19 protein-coding genes are annotated in these 18438 nt (G+C 67.8%); 9 read left to right on the forward strand and 10 right to left on the reverse strand.

Features of this window, described 5'->3' with window-relative positions; all coding sequences use genetic code 11:
- Positions 1–43 precede the first annotated feature (43 nt).
- The 3 genes from C8D87_RS14075 to C8D87_RS14085 all read left to right on the forward strand — a co-directional run bounded on the left by C8D87_RS14075 (position 44) and on the right by C8D87_RS14085 (position 2958).
- Entirely contained in the window at positions 44–1231 is a 1188-nt protein-coding gene (locus C8D87_RS14075) for a 5-(carboxyamino)imidazole ribonucleotide synthase (protein WP_112226912.1), read from the forward strand.
- The gene (purE, locus tag C8D87_RS14080; protein ID WP_267899853.1) at positions 1228–1716 is read left to right on the forward strand and encodes a 5-(carboxyamino)imidazole ribonucleotide mutase; all 489 of its coding nucleotides are present in this window, start codon (positions 1228–1230) and stop codon (positions 1714–1716) included. The genes C8D87_RS14075 and purE overlap by 4 nt, the downstream gene beginning before the upstream one ends.
- A 78-nt stretch (positions 1717–1794) precedes the next feature.
- A complete protein-coding gene (locus C8D87_RS14085; protein WP_112226913.1) occupies positions 1795–2958 on the forward strand; it encodes an acyl-CoA dehydrogenase in 1164 nt (387 codons plus the stop codon).
- On the opposite strand, the gene C8D87_RS14090 is transcribed toward C8D87_RS14085, so the two are convergent.
- From C8D87_RS14090 to C8D87_RS14110, 5 genes are all read right to left on the reverse strand, one after another.
- Complete coding sequence (locus tag C8D87_RS14090) at positions 2948–4009, reverse strand: GTP pyrophosphokinase (protein WP_170166416.1); 1062 nt, start codon at positions 4007–4009, stop codon at positions 2948–2950. The two genes, C8D87_RS14085 and C8D87_RS14090, sit on opposite strands and share 11 nt — an antisense overlap.
- 86 nt (positions 4010–4095) lie before the next feature.
- On the reverse strand, positions 4096–4461 hold the full coding sequence (locus tag C8D87_RS14095) for a hypothetical protein (RefSeq protein ID WP_112226915.1): 366 nt from the start codon (positions 4459–4461) through the stop codon (positions 4096–4098).
- Between the two features lie 94 nt (positions 4462–4555).
- The gene (locus C8D87_RS14100; protein WP_146771703.1) at positions 4556–5275 is read right to left on the reverse strand and encodes a hypothetical protein; all 720 of its coding nucleotides are present in this window, start codon (positions 5273–5275) and stop codon (positions 4556–4558) included.
- A gap of 75 nt (positions 5276–5350) precedes the next feature.
- A complete protein-coding gene (locus tag C8D87_RS14105; protein ID WP_215732300.1) occupies positions 5351–5830 on the reverse strand; it encodes an SRPBCC family protein in 480 nt (159 codons plus the stop codon).
- On the reverse strand, positions 5827–6153 hold the full coding sequence (locus C8D87_RS14110) for an ArsR/SmtB family transcription factor (RefSeq protein ID WP_089949326.1): 327 nt from the start codon (positions 6151–6153) through the stop codon (positions 5827–5829). Before C8D87_RS14110 ends, C8D87_RS14105 begins: the two co-directional genes overlap by 4 nt.
- Positions 6154–6453: 300 nt before the next feature.
- Between C8D87_RS14110 and C8D87_RS14115 the strand changes: the two genes are divergently transcribed.
- The 4 genes from C8D87_RS14115 to C8D87_RS14130 all read left to right on the forward strand — a co-directional run bounded on the left by C8D87_RS14115 (position 6454) and on the right by C8D87_RS14130 (position 9155).
- Positions 6454–7401 carry a trypsin-like serine peptidase gene (locus C8D87_RS14115; RefSeq protein ID WP_211337516.1) on the forward strand — a complete coding sequence of 316 codons (948 nt, stop codon included), beginning with the start codon at positions 6454–6456 and terminating at the stop codon, positions 7399–7401.
- Between the two features lie 84 nt (positions 7402–7485).
- Positions 7486–8259, forward strand: coding sequence for an META domain-containing protein (locus tag C8D87_RS14120; RefSeq protein WP_112226917.1), 774 nt, complete (start codon positions 7486–7488; stop codon positions 8257–8259).
- Between the two features lie 104 nt (positions 8260–8363).
- Entirely contained in the window at positions 8364–8780 is a 417-nt protein-coding gene (locus tag C8D87_RS14125; protein ID WP_112226918.1) for a DoxX family protein, read from the forward strand.
- 96 nt (positions 8781–8876) lie between these two features.
- On the forward strand, positions 8877–9155 hold the full coding sequence (locus C8D87_RS14130) for a hypothetical protein (RefSeq protein ID WP_112226919.1): 279 nt from the start codon (positions 8877–8879) through the stop codon (positions 9153–9155).
- Here the strand turns inward: C8D87_RS14130 and C8D87_RS14135 are convergent.
- From C8D87_RS14135 to C8D87_RS14145, 3 genes are all read right to left on the reverse strand, one after another.
- A complete protein-coding gene (locus C8D87_RS14135) occupies positions 9152–9835 on the reverse strand; it encodes a TIGR03089 family protein (protein WP_112226920.1) in 684 nt (227 codons plus the stop codon). The genes C8D87_RS14130 and C8D87_RS14135 overlap by 4 nt on opposite strands.
- 9 nt (positions 9836–9844) lie before the next feature.
- Positions 9845–11044, reverse strand: a complete 1200-nt coding sequence (locus C8D87_RS14140) for an LCP family protein (protein WP_112226921.1) — start codon at positions 11042–11044, stop codon at positions 9845–9847.
- 68 nt (positions 11045–11112) lie between these two features.
- The gene (locus C8D87_RS14145) at positions 11113–12681 is read right to left on the reverse strand and encodes an LCP family protein (RefSeq protein WP_233442084.1); all 1569 of its coding nucleotides are present in this window, start codon (positions 12679–12681) and stop codon (positions 11113–11115) included.
- Positions 12682–12789: 108 nt separating this feature from the next.
- On the opposite strand from C8D87_RS14145, the gene rfbB reads away from it, so the two are divergent.
- Both rfbB and rfbD read left to right on the forward strand, forming a co-directional pair.
- Positions 12790–13776: a dTDP-glucose 4,6-dehydratase gene (gene rfbB, locus C8D87_RS14150; protein ID WP_109639354.1), complete on the forward strand. Its 987-nt coding sequence runs from the start codon at positions 12790–12792 to the stop codon at positions 13774–13776.
- 3 nt (positions 13777–13779) lie between these two features.
- A complete protein-coding gene (gene rfbD, locus C8D87_RS14155; protein ID WP_112226922.1) occupies positions 13780–14628 on the forward strand; it encodes a dTDP-4-dehydrorhamnose reductase in 849 nt (282 codons plus the stop codon).
- Between the two features lie 231 nt (positions 14629–14859).
- Here the strand turns inward: rfbD and C8D87_RS14160 are convergent, their stop codons facing one another.
- A complete protein-coding gene (locus C8D87_RS14160; RefSeq protein WP_112226923.1) occupies positions 14860–15951 on the reverse strand; it encodes a glycosyltransferase family 4 protein in 1092 nt (363 codons plus the stop codon).
- A complete protein-coding gene (locus tag C8D87_RS14165; RefSeq protein WP_233439986.1) occupies positions 15944–18436 on the reverse strand; it encodes a glycosyltransferase in 2493 nt (830 codons plus the stop codon). The genes C8D87_RS14160 and C8D87_RS14165 overlap by 8 nt, the downstream gene beginning before the upstream one ends.
- Between the last annotated feature and the right edge of the window lie 2 nt (positions 18437–18438).

Raw genomic sequence — 18438 nt, forward strand, 5'->3', positions numbered from 1 at the left:
TGCTGGTGAGCTCTGCAGAAGCTGCAGGTAGGCTGCCTGAACCGTGGACTCCCGTACCCGTCTCCCCGTCGTCGGCATGATCGGCGGCGGGCAGCTCGCCCGCATGACGCACCAGGCCGCGATCCCGCTCGGCCAGTCGCTTCGCGTGCTCGCCGTCTCCGAGAACGACCCCGCCGCGCTGGTCGCACGGGACGTGATGCTCGGCACGCACACCGATCTGGACGCGCTGCGCGCGTTCGCGAAGGGCTGCGAGGTCGTCACGTTCGACCACGAGCACGTGCCGTCCGAGCACCTCCGCACGCTGGTCGCGGAGGGCGTGAAGGTGCACCCCGGCCCGGACGCGCTGCAGTACGCGCAGGACAAGCTGAAGATGCGCGTGCGGCTGGCCGAGCTGGGCCTGCCGGTGCCGCCGTTCGCCGAGGTCCACGAGGTGCGCGACGTCATGCGCTTCGGTGCCGAGCACGGCTGGCCGTGCGTGCTGAAGGCGGTCCGCGGCGGCTACGACGGGCGCGGCGTGTGGATGCTGAACCAGCCGCACAGCGCCGAGCTGGTCGTTCCGGAGCTGCTGGAGGCCGGCACGCCGCTGATGGTCGAGCAGTGCGTGCCGATGCGCCGCGAACTGGCGGCCGTGGTCGCGCGCTCACCGTTCGGGCAGGGCGCGGCGTGGCCGGTCGTCGAGACCGTGCAGTCCGAGGGCATCTGCGTCGAGGTCCTCGCCCCGGCGCCTGCTTTGGACGGTGCCGCGGCCCAGGAACTGGCCCTGAAGGTCGCCGAAGCGCTGGGCGTCGTGGGCGTGCTGGCCGTCGAGCTGTTCGAGACCGCGGACGGCGTGGTCGTCAACGAGCTCGCGATGCGCCCGCACAACTCGGGCCACTGGTCGATCGAGGGCGCGCGCACCTCCCAGTTCGAACAGCACCTGCGCGCCGTCCTGGACTACCCGCTGGGCCGCACCGACCTGATGGCACCCGCCGTCGTGATGGCGAACGTGCTCGGCGCCGCCGAACCGTCGGCGATCGGGCCCGACGAGCGCGTGCACCACCTGTTCGCGCGCTTCCCCGACGCGCACGTGCACCTCTACGGCAAGGAGGAACGGCCGGGCCGCAAGATCGGCCACGTGACGTTCCTCGGCAAGGACATGACCGAGGTCCGCCACCGCGCCCGCCTGGCCGCGGACTGGCTGTCCACCGGTACGTGGTCAGACGGATACGACATTCACGGGAGTGCGGAGTGACTCAGGTTGGCGTGATCATGGGCAGCGACTCGGACTGGCCGGTGATGAAGGCGGCCACCGAAGCGCTCACCGAGTTCGGCGTCTCGTTCGAGGTGAGCGTCGTCTCCGCCCACCGCACCCCGCAGCGCATGCTCGACTACGCCACCTCCGCGGCCTCGCGCGGCCTCCGCGTGATCATCGCGGGTGCCGGCGGCGCCGCCCACCTGCCCGGCATGGTCGCCTCCGCCACCGTGCTCCCGGTCATCGGCGTCCCCGTGCCGCTGAAGTACCTCGACGGCATGGACTCCCTGCTCTCGATCGTGCAGATGCCCGCAGGCATCCCCGTGGCCACGGTCTCAGTGGGTGGTGCCCGCAACGCCGGTCTGCTGGCCGTCCGGGTGCTGGCCGCGTCGGACCCGGACCTGCAGGAGCGCATCGCCCGCTTCCAGGCAGAACTCGAGCAGCTCGTACTAGACAAGGACGCGGCGCTGCAGAAGTCCCTCTGAGTGCTCAACAGCACACCGGCGCCTCTGGTAAACGGGCGCTAACATCGTGCCGAGTACTCGCTACCGGGAGGTAACAAGGTGAACCCGAGCTTCGGCACCTACCAGCTCGCCGAGGAGCACGAGGCGCTGCGAGAGGCCGTCCGCTCGCTCGCCGAGAAGGAGATCAAGCCGTTCGCGGCCGAGGTCGACGAGAACGAGCGCTTCCCGGTCGAGGCCCACAACGCCCTCGTCAAGTCCGGCTTCGCGGCCGTCCACGTCCCGGAGTCCTACGACGGCCAGGGCGCGGACTCCGTCGCCACGTGCATCGTCATCGAGGAGATCGCCCGCGTCTGCGCCTCCTCCTCGCTGATCCCGGCCGTGAACAAGCTGGGCACCATGCCGATCCTGCTCTCGGCCTCCGAAGAGCTGAAGCAGCTCGTCATGCCGTCCATCGCCTCGGGCGAGGCCATGGCCTCCTACGCCCTGTCCGAGCGCGAGGCGGGCTCCGACACCGCCTCCATGCGCACGCGCGCGGTGCTGGACGGCGACCACTGGGTCCTGAACGGCACCAAGTGCTGGATCACCAACGCCGGCGAGTCCACCTGGTACACGGTCATGGCCGTGACCGACCCCAACGCCGCGAAGAAGTCCGCCGGCATCTCCGCGTTCGTCGTGCACAAGGACGACCCCGGCTTCTCGGTGGGCCCGAAGGAGCGCAAGCTCGGCATCAAGGGCTCGCCGACCCGCGAGATCTACTTCGAGAACTGCACGATTCCTGCTGACCGCATCATCGGCGAGCCGGGCACCGGTTTGAAGACCGCTTTGAAGACGTTGGACCACACGCGTCCGACGATCGGTGCGCAGGCCGTCGGTATCGCGCAGGGTGCCCTCGAGGCCGCTGTCGCGTACGTCAAGGACCGCAAGCAGTTCGGAAAGTCCATTTCGGACTTCCAGGGTGTGCAGTTCATGCTCGCCGACATGGCCATGAAGATCGAGGCCGCTCGGCACATGGTCTACGTCGCCGCCGCCAAGGCTGAGCGTGGGGAGCCGAACATCGGCTTCATCACCGCCGCCGCCAAGTGCTTCGCTTCCGATGTGGCCATGGAGGTCACCACGGACGCGGTGCAGCTGTTCGGCGGGGCCGGGTACACGCGGGACTTCCCCGTCGAGCGGATGATGCGGGACGCGAAGATCACGCAGATCTACGAGGGCACGAACCAGATCCAGCGCGTCGTGATGTCGCGCGCCGTGCTCAACGGCTGACCTGGTCGGGGGAACCAGCCTGTCCCGGTTCCCCCAGCTTGGCCTTGATCTCGAGGATGATCGGCCAGCTCGACTTGGCGAAGAGGGACTTGTAGAAGTCCTCGTCGACCGGATGCAGCGCCGCGCAGAAGATTGCCAAGGCCGCGTACACGGACCGGTAAGTGCGACCACCTGCGGTCAGCACCGAGGTGATCGTTTCGGCGTCGCCTGGAAGCAACCGGTCGAACTCGTCGATCGTCTTCGCGCCGAGGTGTGTTGCGAGCTGAATAAGCTCGCTGCGAAATGAGTCGTCCGCGGGGATCTCGTGGTTGAAATCCTCGCTCGCGACGCGGCGGATGAGGGCCACTTTGGGGCTGTTGCGAAGGTAGGCGCCAAGCGAGTCCGCGTCGATCTCGATGTCAAGGTTGCCCTGCTTGACGTTGTCCGAGTACTCGTCGGACAACTCCGAGGCCGCCGTTCTGATCGCGGAGAACTGCTCGTCCGCCATCTCGAACAACGCACTCAGCCGAAACAGTCTGCGCTGCAACGAGGTCGGCACCTCCTCGGCCCGCTTGTAGCTCAGCTTGTGGTGCACCGCAGCCCATGCGTGCTGGAGCGTCGTGCGCACCTGCAGCTCAACCGCGATGTCCGCGTATCTGCTCCACTCCGGTAGCGAGCACCTGTCGTTGCCCAGGCGAATGACCAGGTGGTTGGACGCGTAGCCGAACTGGTCGGGTGCGAGTGCGTCCTGCTTGTTCGCCGAGTGCTCTTCGAGAACGGTGAACTGCGAGCGTAACAACGCGGCGATCTGCTCGACGTCCTCGACGTAGTACGCGATGATCCGCAGCCCGACCAGATCCGTCATGTCCTTGAGCGGGTCGGTGTACTTGCCGTCCTTGCGGTCGATCTTCTCCGCGAAGCTGTCGAGCGTCTTGACCCGGCCCTCGACCTGAACGACATCGATCTTCGCGTGCGTCAGGACCGTCTCGACCAGTTCCTTCAGCTTCTTCTCGTAGGCCTCGTACTTCGGGCGGATCTCGGCGTACTGGGTCTTCCAGCTCGGCGACGTCACTGCGGCTCCCGGTCTAGGCGGCGTTGCACGCCCTTGATCGGGAGCTGAACGGCGAGCATTACAAGCCAAGCCGGGTGGCATACCGCTTAGGTGGCCACGCAGGTGCCGATCGCCTCACCGATCGCCCCCTTGGCCCCCAACACGCAAGGCGACTCCGGCGTCAGCGACTTGTCCGAGATCTGCTGCGCGAACGCGATCACCACGTTCATCATCCGCGTCGGACTGCCACTGCCCACCGCCTCCTTCACCGCCGCCGCACGCGCCTCCTCCGTGGTGCAGCTGATGTCGGTGCCGAACTTGTCCACCCGCGGCAGCCACAACGCCTTCGACCCGGCCGGGCACGGCGCGATCTGCCACCGGGTAGGAGCGGAAGCGCTGGCCGGTGGACCGGAGAACACCACGAAGCCGACCGTGAGGGCCAGGGCTGCGACGAAACCGAGAAGACGTCCCATGAGCCCGAACGTAGCCGCGCAAAACGACCCCAACCGGGCGAACCACGACCACGGCCGGTGACTACGCTCCGCGCAAGCGTCCCAAGTGGACGGATCAGGCGAGGTAGAGTGCGGTGGGAAGGACGACCAGTGTGGATCCCTCCCACCGCGCCGTGCGGCCGAAACAGATCGCGGTGATCGATTCGCCGTCCGCGAAGGCACCGGCGGCGGAATCCACCACCTGTGATCGTCGCAGCGAGAACCTGACCCCGGCGGCGGAGACCGTGATGTCGTTGTCTCCCATCGTGATCTGGTAAGACGCCTTGATCTTCACGTAGCCCTGCGCGGAAGCGGGGAGTGGCTGCACGGTCAGGTCGAACTGTCCCACCTCGCCCTCGGCGGTGAGGTGCCGGAGGACGACGTCGAGGGCGCGTGCGGCGTTCGTCTCCGCCTCGAAGGTCTCCCGCACGGTCTCGCCACGCGAACGCTTGCCGCCTGCCTCGACCAGCGAGCCGGTCAGACCCAGCGAGCCCTCGCGGTGGGTGCCGCGTTCGACCTCTCGGATCCTGGCCTCGGCGGCGGCCTGCGGGGTCTGGCTGTACATGCTCATGATCGAGCTCTCGTCGAGCATCAGGAACGTGCGGATGCGCCCCTGTTCGATGTCGGCCGGGTCCGGGCGCTGGTGGGTCGTCGCGGTGACGATGGCCAGCTTCGCGGCCTCCACGGCGGTGGTGCTCCTGCTTTCCGCACGTCTGGCGGTTCGCCGTGACGACCAGATGACGGCGCTGACCGCGAGAACGGTCAGCACGAGAAGCACCAGGTTGAACATGGTCATGAGCAGCAACCCTCCGCGTGACCTGCCACGCGGAGCATCGCCCAGAACAAGACCCGTATTACTCCGCTGAACGGGTCACAGCGTGGACAGAACCTCGCTCAGCCGTTCGTAGCTGCGCCCCGCGCCGTCCGCCATCCCGGTCGCCAGCACCGCGTCCCGGGCTTCCTGCGACACCAGCCGCATCGTGGTGGTCATCGTCGTCTGCCCGCCGGACTCGACGAACTCCACCGTCGTCACCGCCGGCGGGTTGTCCTCGAAGTGTTCGGTGTGGACGATTCGCGAGTGAGGCGTCACCTCGGAGTACTCGCCGTACATCTCGAAGGCGCCGGAGCCGTCCGGCATCGCCCAGCCGTAGCGCCACTTTCCGCCGACCCGCAGGTCGACCTCGCAGATCGGCATCTCCCAGCCGTCGGGACCGAGCAGCCAGCGCTTGATGAGCTCGGGCTTGGTGAACGCGTCCCACACCAGCGAGGCCGGGGCGTCGAAGGAACGGGACATCGCGATCTCGGTGTCGGACGGGAGGGTCACGGTCGTGCCGAACTTGACGGTGGTCACTGCTCTGTCTCCTTCATCTCGGTCAAGAGTGCGTCCAGGCGCGCGTAGCTCGCATCCCAGAAGCGGCGGTAGTTCTCTGCCCACACGGCGACCTCCTTCAACGGTGTCGCGTCGAGCTGGCAGGGGCGCCACTGGGCCTCCCTGCCGCGGGTGATCAGGCCTGCCTTCTCCAGCACGCGCAGGTGCTTGGAGATCGCCGGTCCGCTGATGTCGAACGGCTCGGAGAGCTCCTTCACCGTCGCGGGACCCTCGGTGAGCCGCGCGAGGATCGCCCGGCGGGTCGGGTCCGCCAGTGCGGCGAAGGTGGCGCTCAGCTGGTCCATCTCGTACCTAACCACTTGGTTATCTAACCTGTGGGTTAAGTACAGCGCCGCCACTCACACCTGTCAAGCCCCAACTTCAAGATCAACTATCTGGATAGCGCTTTCCGATCCTGCACATCAAATTGAGAAATGACCCGGACGGACCTCTTTTCTGGAGGGTGTGGAATCGCAGTCTGCTGAACAGAGCAATTTCAAACGAACGGCTGGACAGCAGGTCAGAGGCGTCGCTACGTTCGCAAAGCCGCAAGTTAACCTCGTTTAAATGGGGTATTTCGAATGAGAGCGAAAAGAACTGTTTCGTTGGCGTTTGGATTCGTGCTGGCTGCTTCTGTGTTCGTGCCGACCGCGCAGGCGGCACCGAACGGCAGCTCGGCCAGCCTTGCCAGAACCTCCGACAACAGGATCCAGTCGGCTGCCGCAGCCGAGTCCTACTGGACCCCGGAGCGCATGGCGAACGCGATCCCGGCGCACGGTCCTGCCACGGTGAAGGCCTCGTCCGCACCCCAGCCCTCGGGTCGTGCGGGCAGCATCGACGGTGCCGCGCCGTCGGCGAAGGTCCGCACCGAGCAGGCCCAGGGCATCGGGATCATGCTCAACGAGTCGCAGACGGTCGGAAAGGTGTACTTCACCAACCCGGCCAACGGCCTGAACTACGTGTGCTCGGGCGCGACTGTCAACAGTGGCAAGAAGAAGCTGGTTCAGACGGCGGGGCACTGCGTGCACGGCGGTGCCGGTGGCCAGTGGATGCGCAACTGGGTCTTCGTTCCGCGCTACCGCAACGGGGTTCGCCCGTTCGGCACGTGGAGCGCCTACCAGCTCACGGCTCGCACTGCGTGGACCAACTCCAGCAGCAGTGACGAGGACATGGGCATCGTCATCATGCAGACCCTCGGCGGCAACTCGATCGTGAACGTCGTGGGCGGCAACGGCCTGCGCTGGAACTGGGGCTACTCGGTGGCGGTCACGATCCTCGGCTACCCCGCGGGTGCGCCGTTCACCGGTGAGCTGCAGTACTTCTGCCAGGGCACGACCTGGAACGGCCACGGCCAGCAGGTCAGGGCGTGGTGCAACATGACCGGCGGTTCCAGTGGCGGTCCGTGGCTGCAGGAGTACAACGACCAGAACGGGCTCGGCTACATCAACAGCGTGGTCAGCCACCGGCACTCCGACCCGAACCAGATGGACGGGCCGTACTTCGACAACGACATCAAGAGCCTCTACGACTTCGCGGAGTCCCTGTCCCCGTGACGTCGAATTCCGTTGGCCGGGCATGGAGAACTCCGTGTCCGGCCTTCGGGCAACCCGGGAGTGAGCGTGTTCCGTCCTAGGGTCATGAGCAACCGAATCCTCCTCGCCGCACTCGTCGTCTCGCTGCTCGCCGTCGCGTCAGGCTGCGGCAACCGGCCGGCGGGCGGGGGAGAGGGGAAAGACCTGCGCGGCAAGGTGTTCGTCTCCACGTCCGTCACCGAGCAGGGCAAGCCGCGCGCCCTGGTCGAGGGCACGTCGATCGAGCTGAACTTCACCGACGACGGCAGACTCATCGCCAGGGCGGGCTGCAACATGATGCAGGGCCCGGTCTCCCTCGGGGACGGGAAGCTGACCGTCTCCGACCTCAGCAGCACCGCGATGGGCTGCCCGAACCCGGACCTGCACAAGCAGGACGAGTGGCTGATGAAGCTGCTCGGCGCCACGCCGACATGGCAGCTGGACGGCGCCAACCTGGTGGTCACCGGATCGGACACGGAGATCGTGCTCGGCACGGAGGCGCCCGCGGTCCTCGAAGGCGGCACCTGGACGGTCGACAGCCTCGTGAACGGCGACGCGGTGTCCTCGGTTCCCGGCGCGGTCGCCGCCACGCTCGCGTTCATGGACGGCAAGGTCAACGTGTTCACCGGCTGCAACTCGGGTTCGGCGTCCTACGAGGTGAACGGCCAGACGATCACGTTCGAGTCGCTGCTGCACACCGACAAGGCGTGCGGCCCGGACGAGACGCTGGTCGAGAAGGCCCTGCTGGCAGCGCTGAACGGCCAGGTCACGTACAAGATCGACCGGCAGAAGCTGTCCCTCACCAACACGAAGGGTGACGGCGTGCACCTTAAGAAGTAGCTGTTGGGTTCCTGTCGTTTTCATGAGGTTGTTCAAACCTGTACTAGGTTTGGTTCGAAGTTGAACGACCGACAGCAGAACGACAGGATCGGGGAGCAAGCATCATGGTCAAGGACGTAGCCGCACTCATCGGCCGCATCGGCATCGGCATCGTGTTCGTCGCACACGGCTGGCAGAAGTTCAGCGAGTGGGGCATCGCCGGCACCAGCGCGTCCTTCGAGAAGATGGGCGTGCCGCTGCCCTCGGTCTCGGCCACGTTCGCCGCGACGGTCGAGCTCGTCGGTGGTCTCGCGCTGATCGCCGGTGTCCTGCTGCCGGTCGTCGGCGTGCTGCTCGCCGCCAACATGCTCGGCGCGCTGCTCATCGTGCACCTGCCGAACGGCCTGCTCGGCGAGGGCGGCGGCGAGCTCGTCGTGGCGCTCGGCGCGGCCGCGCTCGCGCTCGGTTTCAACGGTGGTGCCTACTCGCTGGACCGCGTGCTGTTCAAGAACAACAAGGTGCTCAACCCGGCTGCGGCGTGACCTTCCTCGTCCGGCCCGTGTCCACGAGCGTGGTACGGGCCGGGCGGCAGGTCCCGCCTTTCCCCAGCGTCGAAGGAACGCGGAAGGGAGAGGCGAATGAGAAGGAAGCTGCTCGCGACGGCGTTGTTGGTGCTCTTCGGGTGCCATCCGGTGGCGAACGCCGGGCCGGAAGTGGTCATCTCGGAGAGCTGCGAGGCGTCCGACGTGGTGGATCAGCCCCTGTTCTCCGCGATTCCAGGCGATTCCGTCGTCCTCACGCTCCACACCCGGGTGCGAGTGGACAACAGCAAGAACAGGAAAGGTTCGGGAATGCTCACCACGGGCTTCACCACTCACAAGGTCACCGCGGCCTACGGCTTGAAGTGGCAGTCCTAGTCGAGCCGCAGCGTGACCTTCTCGGTGTCCCGGCGCGCGGCCATCAGGCCCGCGTCGGGATTGGTCACCTGCACCAGTGAGCCACCGGCCGCCAGCACGGCGAGAAACCCTTCCAGCAGACGGAAAGGCGTGTCCCACTCCACAGTGGACATCACGCGCGGCTCGCTGCCCATCTTCGCGCCGAGCTCCCGTGCCCGCGTCACCACCTCGTCCACAGTGGACTCGCCAAGGGCCGGTGTCGAACCAGGAACCGGTTCCCACGGCATGAAGTCGTCACCGTGCACGCGCACGTCGTCGTTGTAGTCGACCGGGGCACCGGAACCCGCGCCCATGGGGTGCAACGACGCCACGGCCACGACGTCGGCGTCCGCCGTGCCACCGGGCGGCACCACGGCCACCTTCGCGCTTTCTCCCGCACCGACCACGTGGGCGCCGCACCACCACGCGCCCAGCAGCACGCCGACGGTCTGCCAGTGCGCGGGCAACAGCACCGCCACCGGGTCGCCCGGCTCGACGTCGTGCTCGTCCCGCAGCCAGTTCGCCGTCTTGGCGGCCCAGTTCTTCACGGTCGCGCGGGACAGCTCGATGCGAGAGCCCGCCGCGTCGTCGTAGTGCGTGATCAGCGGACGGCCCGGATCGGCCTTCAGCAACGGCGTGAAGAGGATCTCGGTCACGCTCACGCGGCACTCCTAGTCGACGCAGGGCACATCCTGTTGCGCTGCCACGGCGTGCGCGCCGTCCAGCGAGAGCAGCTTCTCAGGACCGAACCGCGAGGGCGTACCGGGGGTCCCAGGGGGCGACACAGACGACGGGACGGGCTTCGGGGTCTCGCCGATCAGCTGCGCGACCCACGCCTTCACCGCCTCGCGGTCCACCGTGACCACGCTCTGGCCGCGCTCGTTGCGCGCGTCGATGTTCGTCACCGGGATCGTGGCGAACTCCACGTTGCCCGACGCGAGGCCCTGCGCCTGCGTGGCCAGCGTGGCCAGGTCGAGCTTCTCGTCCACCACGATCGACTTCGACACGGCGTCGAGCAGGCCGTTCATCCGTCCGGGATCGGTGAACGTGCCCGCGGACAGCAGCTGCTTCATCGCCTGCGACATGAACACCTGCTGCCGGGTGATGCGGCCGAGGTCGCCGCCGGGCATGTTCCGCTGCCGCACGAACGACAGCGCGTCGCCGCCGGAGATCACCTGCTCGCCCGCGCGGAAGTTCGCGCCGGAGTTCGGGTCCGACGTGCCGGCCTTGAGGCACACCTTCACGCCGCCGATCACCTCGGTCAACAGGTAGAACCCGTAGAGGTTGACCTCGGCGTAGTGGTCGACGCGCATCCCGGTGAGGTCCTGCACCGCCTGCACCAGCGCGCGGCGGCCCGCCTCGTCGGACTTGCGCTCACGCTCCTGCTGGTCCCGCACGCCCTCGGCCTGCAGCCGTTCGGCGGTCAGGTACTTCACCGCGCCGTACGCTGAATTGATCTTGTCCTCGCGGTAGCCGGCGATCGGCACGTACGTGTCGCGGGGGATCGAGATCGCGCTCGCCTTGCCGCCGTTGCGCGGCACCCGCATCACGATGATCGTGTCCGTGTTCACCGTGTCCGTGCCTTCGGTGCGCAACTTGCGCAGCACGTCCGGGGGGAGTGGCCGGCCCTGTGCGTCCGTCCGGCTGTCGCTGCCCACCAGGAGGATGTCGATCGCACCGTCCTCGACGGGTGGCGAGTTCGGGATGTCGTCCAGCACCTCGAGGATCTGGGTGGTGTTGAGGTTGTTCTCGACGCGCCGCAGGGTCGACCAGGACCAGCCGGAGAACGCCAACGTTGTCACGGCGACCAGCGCGACGACCGTCCGGCCGACGACCAGTGCGGTCTTCTTAGCGCGTGCGGCAGCGCTCAACGTTGGTCCTCCGTGTGCTGGATTTGCGTGCTCAGCGTAACCATCGAATGCTCGTTACGCCGAGGGTTTCAGTTCACGCAGACCAGTCCGCCCGCCGTGATCGGCGGGGCACTGCTCGACGGGCCGGGCGACGACGTGCCGGGCACGCCCTGCGGGTCGACGCCTTCGTCGTTGCCGGCCGGTGCGGAGTAGTCGGTGCCGACGAAGACCTGCACCTGTCCTTTTCGGACGGATGCGTTCTCCTCGACCGTGACGTTCTGCCCGAGCTCGGCCGCGACCTTGCGCGCGGACCCCTCCTCGCCGGGCGCGTACCTCACGACGGTCGTGTCGCTGTTCTGCGGCGCCGAGTCGACGACGCCGCGCTTGAAACCCTTGGCGGCCAACGTGTTCTGCACCTGGCTCGCGAGACCCTGGATCCCGGCCGCGTTGTAGACCTGCACGGTGATCGACGAGTTCGGTGGCGCGGGCAGCGTCGTGGTGGGTGTCGGCGACGACGAGCTGGACGGGGACTTGTCCGCGGCGAGGCTCGTGAGGAACTGCCGCACCTGGGCCGGGTTCACCGGCAGCACGTTTCCGTCGCCGTAGGTGTCCGTCGGGTCACCCACCGGGATGGTGCGGAACTCGATGTTGCCGCCCACCAGGCCCTGCATCTGCTCGGCGAACGTGGTGATGTCCCAGCCGTCGCTCAGGACCACCGACTTCTGCACGGCCTCGACCAGCCCGTTCAGCTTGCTCGGATCGGTCAGCGTGCCGGTCGACAGCACCTTCTTCGCCAGTGCCCCGATGAACACCTGCTGCCGCACGATGCGGTCGAGGTCACCACCGGGGAGACCCTTGCGCTGCCGCACGAACGACAGCGCCTGGGCACCCTCGATCGTCTGCGGGCCCGCCTTGAAGTTCGCGCCGGAGTCGCTGTCGGAGGTGGCCTCCTTCACACACACCTCCACGCCGCCGATGGCCTTCGTGACCTCGTAGAAGCTCGCGAGGTTGACCTCGGCGTACCGGTCGATGCGCACCGATCCGCCGGCCATGTTCTCGATCGTCTTGATCAGCGTCTTGCGGCCGGCGGCCATCGACTCGGTGCGGATCTTCTGCTCGTCGGTCTCGCCCTTGTTCCGCATCTCCTGGTCGACGGTGTTGCGCTTGCGGGCGAACGCGGAGTTGAGCTTGTGCTTGCCGAACCCGTCGGCGATCTCCACGTAGGAGTCGCGCGGGAACGAGATCGCGACCGCGCGCGTGCCGTCCACCGGGATGTGCACGAGGATCATCGTGTCGGTGTTCTGCTCGCCGTCGGCGTACCCGCCGTTGAGCAGGGCCAGCGCTTCCTTCGACAGCGGGTTGCCCTGCGCGTCTGTGCGGCTGTCCAGGCCGACGAGGAGGATGTCGACGGCGCCGTCGAGCGGCTTGCGCCCGGCGTCCTTCGCGATGTCGTCCTCGATGACCTTGGTCTTGACGATGCCGTCGTTCGCCGCCCGCAGCTTGCCCCAGCCGTACGACGTGAGCAGAAGCACAGCGGTCGAGACGAGCGCGACGAAGATCTTCCCGGTCACCAGGAACGCGCGGAAGGTCGCAGACGGCCGGGTTCCCTCCACCCTGACCGGCAGACTCCTGCCTTCCACAGCCGTTTCCTCCCCCACCACGCCGAGTTTAGTCGTTTATAAGACACACGACGTGACGTTGCTGTGGGTTGCAGCGATTAGGTACGTGACAGACTGCGAGCGGGAACACCACAGGAGGAAATGAGCATGCGCGTACTGGTGACAGGTGGGGCCGGCTTCATCGGCTCGCACTACGTGCGGGAGTTGGTGAGCGGCTCGTACCCGGCCTTCGCGGGTGCCGAAGTGGTGGTGCTCGACAAGCTCACCTACGCGGGCAGCGAGACCAACCTCGCGCCGGTCGCCGGCAAGTTCGAGTTCGTGCGCGGCGACATCTGCGACCCCGGGGTCGTGGCCGAGCAGATGCGCGGCGTCGACGTGGTCGTGCACTTCGCGGCCGAGTCGCACGTCGACCGCTCCATCACGGGCTCCGCCGACTTCGTGCTCACCAACGTGCTGGGCACGCAGACGCTGCTGCAGGGCGCCCTGAACGCGGGCGTCGGCCGGTTCGTCCACGTGTCGACGGACGAGGTCTACGGCTCCATCGAGAACGGTTCGTGGTCGGAGACGCACATCCTGGAACCGAACTCCCCGTACTCGGCTTCCAAGGCCTCCTCGGATCTGCTCGCGCGTGCGTTCCACCGCACTCACGGACTGCCCGTGAGCATCACTCGGTGTTCGAACAATTACGGGCCGTACCAGTTCCCTGAAAAGGTGATTCCCCTCTTCGTCACCAATTTGATCGACGGCAAGAAGGTGCCTCTCTACGGCGATGGCCTGAACGTGCGCGACTGGCTGCACGTGGCCGACCACTGCCGCGGCATCCAGCTCGTCGCCGAGGCCGGCCGGCCCGGTGAGATCTACAACATCGGCGGCGGCACCGAGCTCACCAACCGCGAGCTCACTGAGAAGCTGCTCGCCGCGACGGGCCGTGACTGGTCGTTCGTCGAGCCGGTGACCGACCGCAAGGGCCACGACCGCCGCTACTCGGTCGACATCTCCAAGATCTCGTCCGAGCTGGGCTACGCGCCGCAGGTCGACTTTGCCGTCGGTCTCGCCGACACCGTCGAGTGGTACCGCGAGAACCGCGCGTGGTGGGAGCCGCTCAAGGAGCGCGCCGAGTTGGCGAAGGGCTGAGCGTTGATCCTCGTTCCCGGTGGCCGCGGCCAGCTCGGCCACGACCTCGCTGCCCTGTCTCCCGACGTCCGCGCGGTGTCCTCCGCCGAGCTCGACGTGACCGCGGTTTCCCCGGCTGATCTCGCAGGCGCCTCCGCGGTGATCAACTGTGCCGCGTACACCGCTGTCGACGCGGCAGAGACCGACGAGGACCGCGCGTTCGAGGTCAACGCCGTCGGCCCTGGTCTGCTCGCCGAGGCGTGCGCTTCCGTTGGTATCCCGTTGATCCACGTGTCGACGGACTACGTGTTCTCCGGTGACGGCACGCGGCCGTACGAGCCGTCCGACCCGGTTGGGCCGAAATCCGCGTACGGGCGCACGAAGCTCGAAGGCGAACGCCGTGTGCTGGACGCGGGCGGCTGGGTCGTGCGCACGTCGTGGGTCTACGGCGTGAACGGCTCGAACTTCGTGAAAACCATTGCCGCGCTGGAAAGCTCGCGTCCCTCGCTGTCCGTTGTGGACGATCAGCTCGGCTCTCCGACGTGGTCGCACGACCTCGCTGCCGGACTGCTGGAGCTGGTCTCGGTCCTGCCGTCGCAGCGCCTGCTGCACGCCACCGGTGGTGGCGAGACGACGTGGTTCCGCTTCGCGCAGGCGATTTTCGAGGAACTGGGCGCCGATCCGGCCCGCGTGCAGCCGTGCACCACGGCGGACTTCCCGCGGCCGGCCCCGCGACCCGCCTACTCGGTGCTGTCGGGTGCGGCGTGGGCAGCAGCGGGGTTGCGCCCGTTGCCGCACTGGCGCAGCGCCCTTTCGGAGGCATTCAAGGCAGGGGTGGTAGCTCCGCGTACAGGTGCTGCGCCATTGGAGTGACCGGTCTGGCACGGCCGTTCCAAGTGCGGGAACCTGTTCGGCATGTTCGATTCCGGGCGCAATCCTCAGCGTCCCGCGACAGCGGATTCCGATCGGCAACGCTTCCTCAGGTGCGTTGCCGTTGTCACGGGCTCGCGACAGGTGTCGATGAGCCAGCTGGACAAGTACTCGCCGAGGCCGCACTCTCGGTGAAGTCGTTGAGGCGTCAGGGATTCCTGACGCCTCACAGCGCTAGGCCCTGCTCTTCCGGTACGCCTCGACGGTCTTCTCCGCACACCGCCGCCAGGTGAACCCGGACGCGTACGCCCGCCGCTCCGCCTGAGCCGCGGGAGTGGCCGGCGCGGCCACGGCCTGAGCCAGGCCCTCGGCCAGCGCCTCGACATCACCGACCGGCACGTGCAACGCGTGTCCGCCGGCGACCTCGCGCAGCGCGGGCACGTCCGAGCACACCACGGGAACGTTGCACGCCAACGCTTCCAGCACCGGCAGCCCGAAGCCCTCGTCGCGCGACGGCAGCACCAGCGCGGTGGCCCCCGCCACGACCGACCGCAGGTGCACGTCCGACAGGTATCCGGTCCGCAGCACCCGGCCGTCCACTCCGGACTGACCGGGTCCGACGATCACCAGCGGCGGCAGCGACGGATCGGCCGCGTGCGCCTTCACCAGGTACTGGAGCCCCTTGCGCGGCCCGTCCGCACCCACGAACAGCAGGTACTCCGACGGCAGTCCCAACCGGCCGCGCAACGTCGGAGACGGCGGCCGCGACGCGAACCAGGCAGGGTCGACACCCAGGGGCGTCACCACGATCTTGTCCAGCGGCACCGAGAACCGGTCGGCCACCACGGAGGCGACAGCCGCGGTCGGCGTGCAGATCACATCCGCCCGCTGGGCCGACAGCCGGACGAGCTCGGGCAACCGGCGGTCCGACGGCGGCAAATCACCGGGCGAGTCCAGGAAGGCGAGGTCGTGGATCGTCACCACCTTGCCGGCCCGGATCGTCGGCGGCAGCACGAAGTTCGTGCCGTGCATGACGTCGGTGAACCCGGCCAGCATCTCGACCGGCGGGAACGGCGCGCGCAGCCACATTTCCCGCAGCGCCCGTGCCGAGACGGGCAGACCGCGCGCGATGACGTCGTGCGGCAACACCGTCCGCAACGCGCGCCAGCCGCGCAACGTGAACGCCACCGCCCGTACGTCGACCTCCTCCGTCATGGAAGCCAGTTCTTCGGCCAATGCCGCGGTGTAGCGGCCGATTCCGGTGCGGAGTCCGAGCAAAGGCGTGCCGTCGAGCAGCACGGAGAGGGGTTTCGGGGCTCTAACCATTAAGTCCACCACGCGCGATCTTGCGCAGACGCCCCGTCGCCCGCTTGGCCAACTCGGTCGGGCCACCCGCGTCCAGGTACTCGCGCACCAGTCGCAGGTCCCGCTTCACCTTGTCCGCCTTGCTCAACCCCGGTGTGCGCACCAGTGGTGACGAGCCGGGCAGACGGTCCGCGGCAGGCCTGGGATCGCGGCAGAACTCCGCCAGCGGCGCGAGCGCCGTCTCCCAGGTGAACCGTTCACGGACGACGGCGATGCGCTCACGGCACGCGGCCGCGAACTCCTCGTCGTAGAGCACCTTCTCCAGAGCGTCGGCCAGTGCCTCCGGGTCCTCCGGCGGCACGACGACACCCAAGCCTTCCCGCAGCACCAGGTCCGCGAACGAGTCGCCGGACGTGGTGACGATCGGCAGGCCCGCCCACAGGTAGTCGAGCACCCGCGTGCGGAACGCGAACGTGGTCTCCACGTGCTCGTAGTGCGTGGTGACACCGCAGTGAGCGTCGAGCAGGAAGTTCTGCCGCTCGTTGTACGGCACCCACCCGTCGTTGAAGAACACGTGCTCCCCGGTCAGCCCCAGCGACGCCGACAACCCGCGCGTCTGGCCGGCGATGTCCATGTCCGGCACCTCGGGGTTCGGGTGCTTCATGCCGAGGAAGAACAGCTTCACGTCGGAACGCCGCGCGCGCAGCCGGTCCATGGCGTGGATCAGCGACAGCGGGTCGAACCAGCTGTAGACGCCACCGGCCCAGATCACGACCTTGTCGGTGTCCGAGATGCCGGGCACCACACCCTTGATCGCCGGGCCGGTGCGCTGCGGCGGCTTGCCGGACAGTCCGAACGGGACGATGCCGAGCAGCGACTGCGTCGTGGGGTCGTTGTCGTACAACGTGGGCGTCAGCCTGCCCAGGGCCGCGAGGTGGCCGAGCCAGAAGTGCCGCTGCCGTTCCGACGCGCACAGGAAGAAGTCGCCGCGTTCGAGCTGGGTGTTCAGCACCCGCGTGACGGTCTCCAGGTCGAGGGCGCGCTTCTCGTCCGTGTCGTCCTTGCCCTGTTCCAGCAGTTCGAGGTGCATCGGGTCGTACATGTCGCAGACCACGATCTTGGTCGACGACTGCTTCTTCAGCTCGCTGATCATCTCCAGCGCGTGGCCCTGCAGCACGATCACGTCCGCCCATGCGACGTGCGGCGGCAGCTCCTTCGGCCGGGCCCGCTCGACGGCGAACGGCGCGTCCGGCGGCAGGCACAGCGGGTTGGTCGTCACGAGGCGCACCTGGTGCTCGCCGGACAGCACGTCGGCCATGTGCCAGGCGCGGATCGCGGGACCGGCCATCCGGTCGGAGATCGCGTCGCCGGTGATCACCAGGATCTTGCGCGGCCTGCCGAACACCTCGTCCAGGCCGAGTACGTCGACGAGGATGTCGTGCGCCGCGAGGTAGCGGGGCAGGGGATAGGCGGGCTCCAGCGCCTTGCGCATCAACGGCACCAGATCGGTGTCGGACCTGCGGCGCGCGGCCTGCTCGGCCTTGCGCGACTCGGCCAGCGACGGCATCAGCTCGACGAACTGGTCGATCGCGAGGAACCCGGCCAGCGCCTGGCGGGACATCTCGACCGGCTCGCGGTCCAGCGCGGGATCCGACGGCCTGCGCGTGATCTCCAGCTGCGTGGGGTCGATCTCACCGCGAGCCGTGGCCCTGCGCACGCACAGCGCCAGCGCGGCCGGCAGCACCTTGGCCAGCGTCTCGTCGGAGAAGTTCTTGTACAGCGCCGCGAGTGCGTTGCGCTCCAGCAGGAACAGCTCGCGGCTGTGGTCGATCGAGCTCATCGACGCGTGGTGGCGGTGGAACGTGAGCGACGCGGGCTCGTAGCGCACCCGCCAGCCGCGCAGGTTGAGCCGCCAGCCGAGGTCGACGTCCTCGTAGAACATGAAGAACCGGTCGTCGAACCCGCCGAGCTCGCGGTAGACCTCCGCGCGCACGAACAGCGCCGACCCCGTGCCGAACAGCACGTCCTGCGGGGCGTCGTACGCGCCGGTGTCGTCCTGACCGGCGTGGCGCTTGTAGCCCATGCCGAACCAGGTCAGTCCGCCGTCCACGAAGTCGATCTTCTGGCCGTCCCAGTCGAGCACCTTGCTCGCGACCGCGCCCACCGTAGGCTCGGCGTGGAACACCTTGATCGCTGTCCTGACCCAGTTGCGGTCCGCACGCGCGTCGTTGTTCAGGAACGCCAGCACACTGCCCGTGGCGTGCTCGACACCGAGGTTGCAGCCGCCGGCGAAGCCGAGGTTCTGGTCCGAGGTGACGATCTTCGCGCCGGGCAGTTCCGTCTTCAGCCGCGCGCTGTCGTGCGCCTCGTTGTCGACGACGATCACCTGCAGCAGCTCGGCCGGGTAGTCCAGCTCGGCGAGTCCGCGCACGCAGGTGATGGTGTCCTCCGCGCCGCGGTAGTTGACGACGACGACGGACACGACTGGCAGTGATGCGCGATCCACGT

The organism is Lentzea atacamensis, from assembly GCF_003269295.1.
GTDB lineage: Bacteria > Actinomycetota > Actinomycetes > Mycobacteriales > Pseudonocardiaceae > Lentzea > Lentzea atacamensis.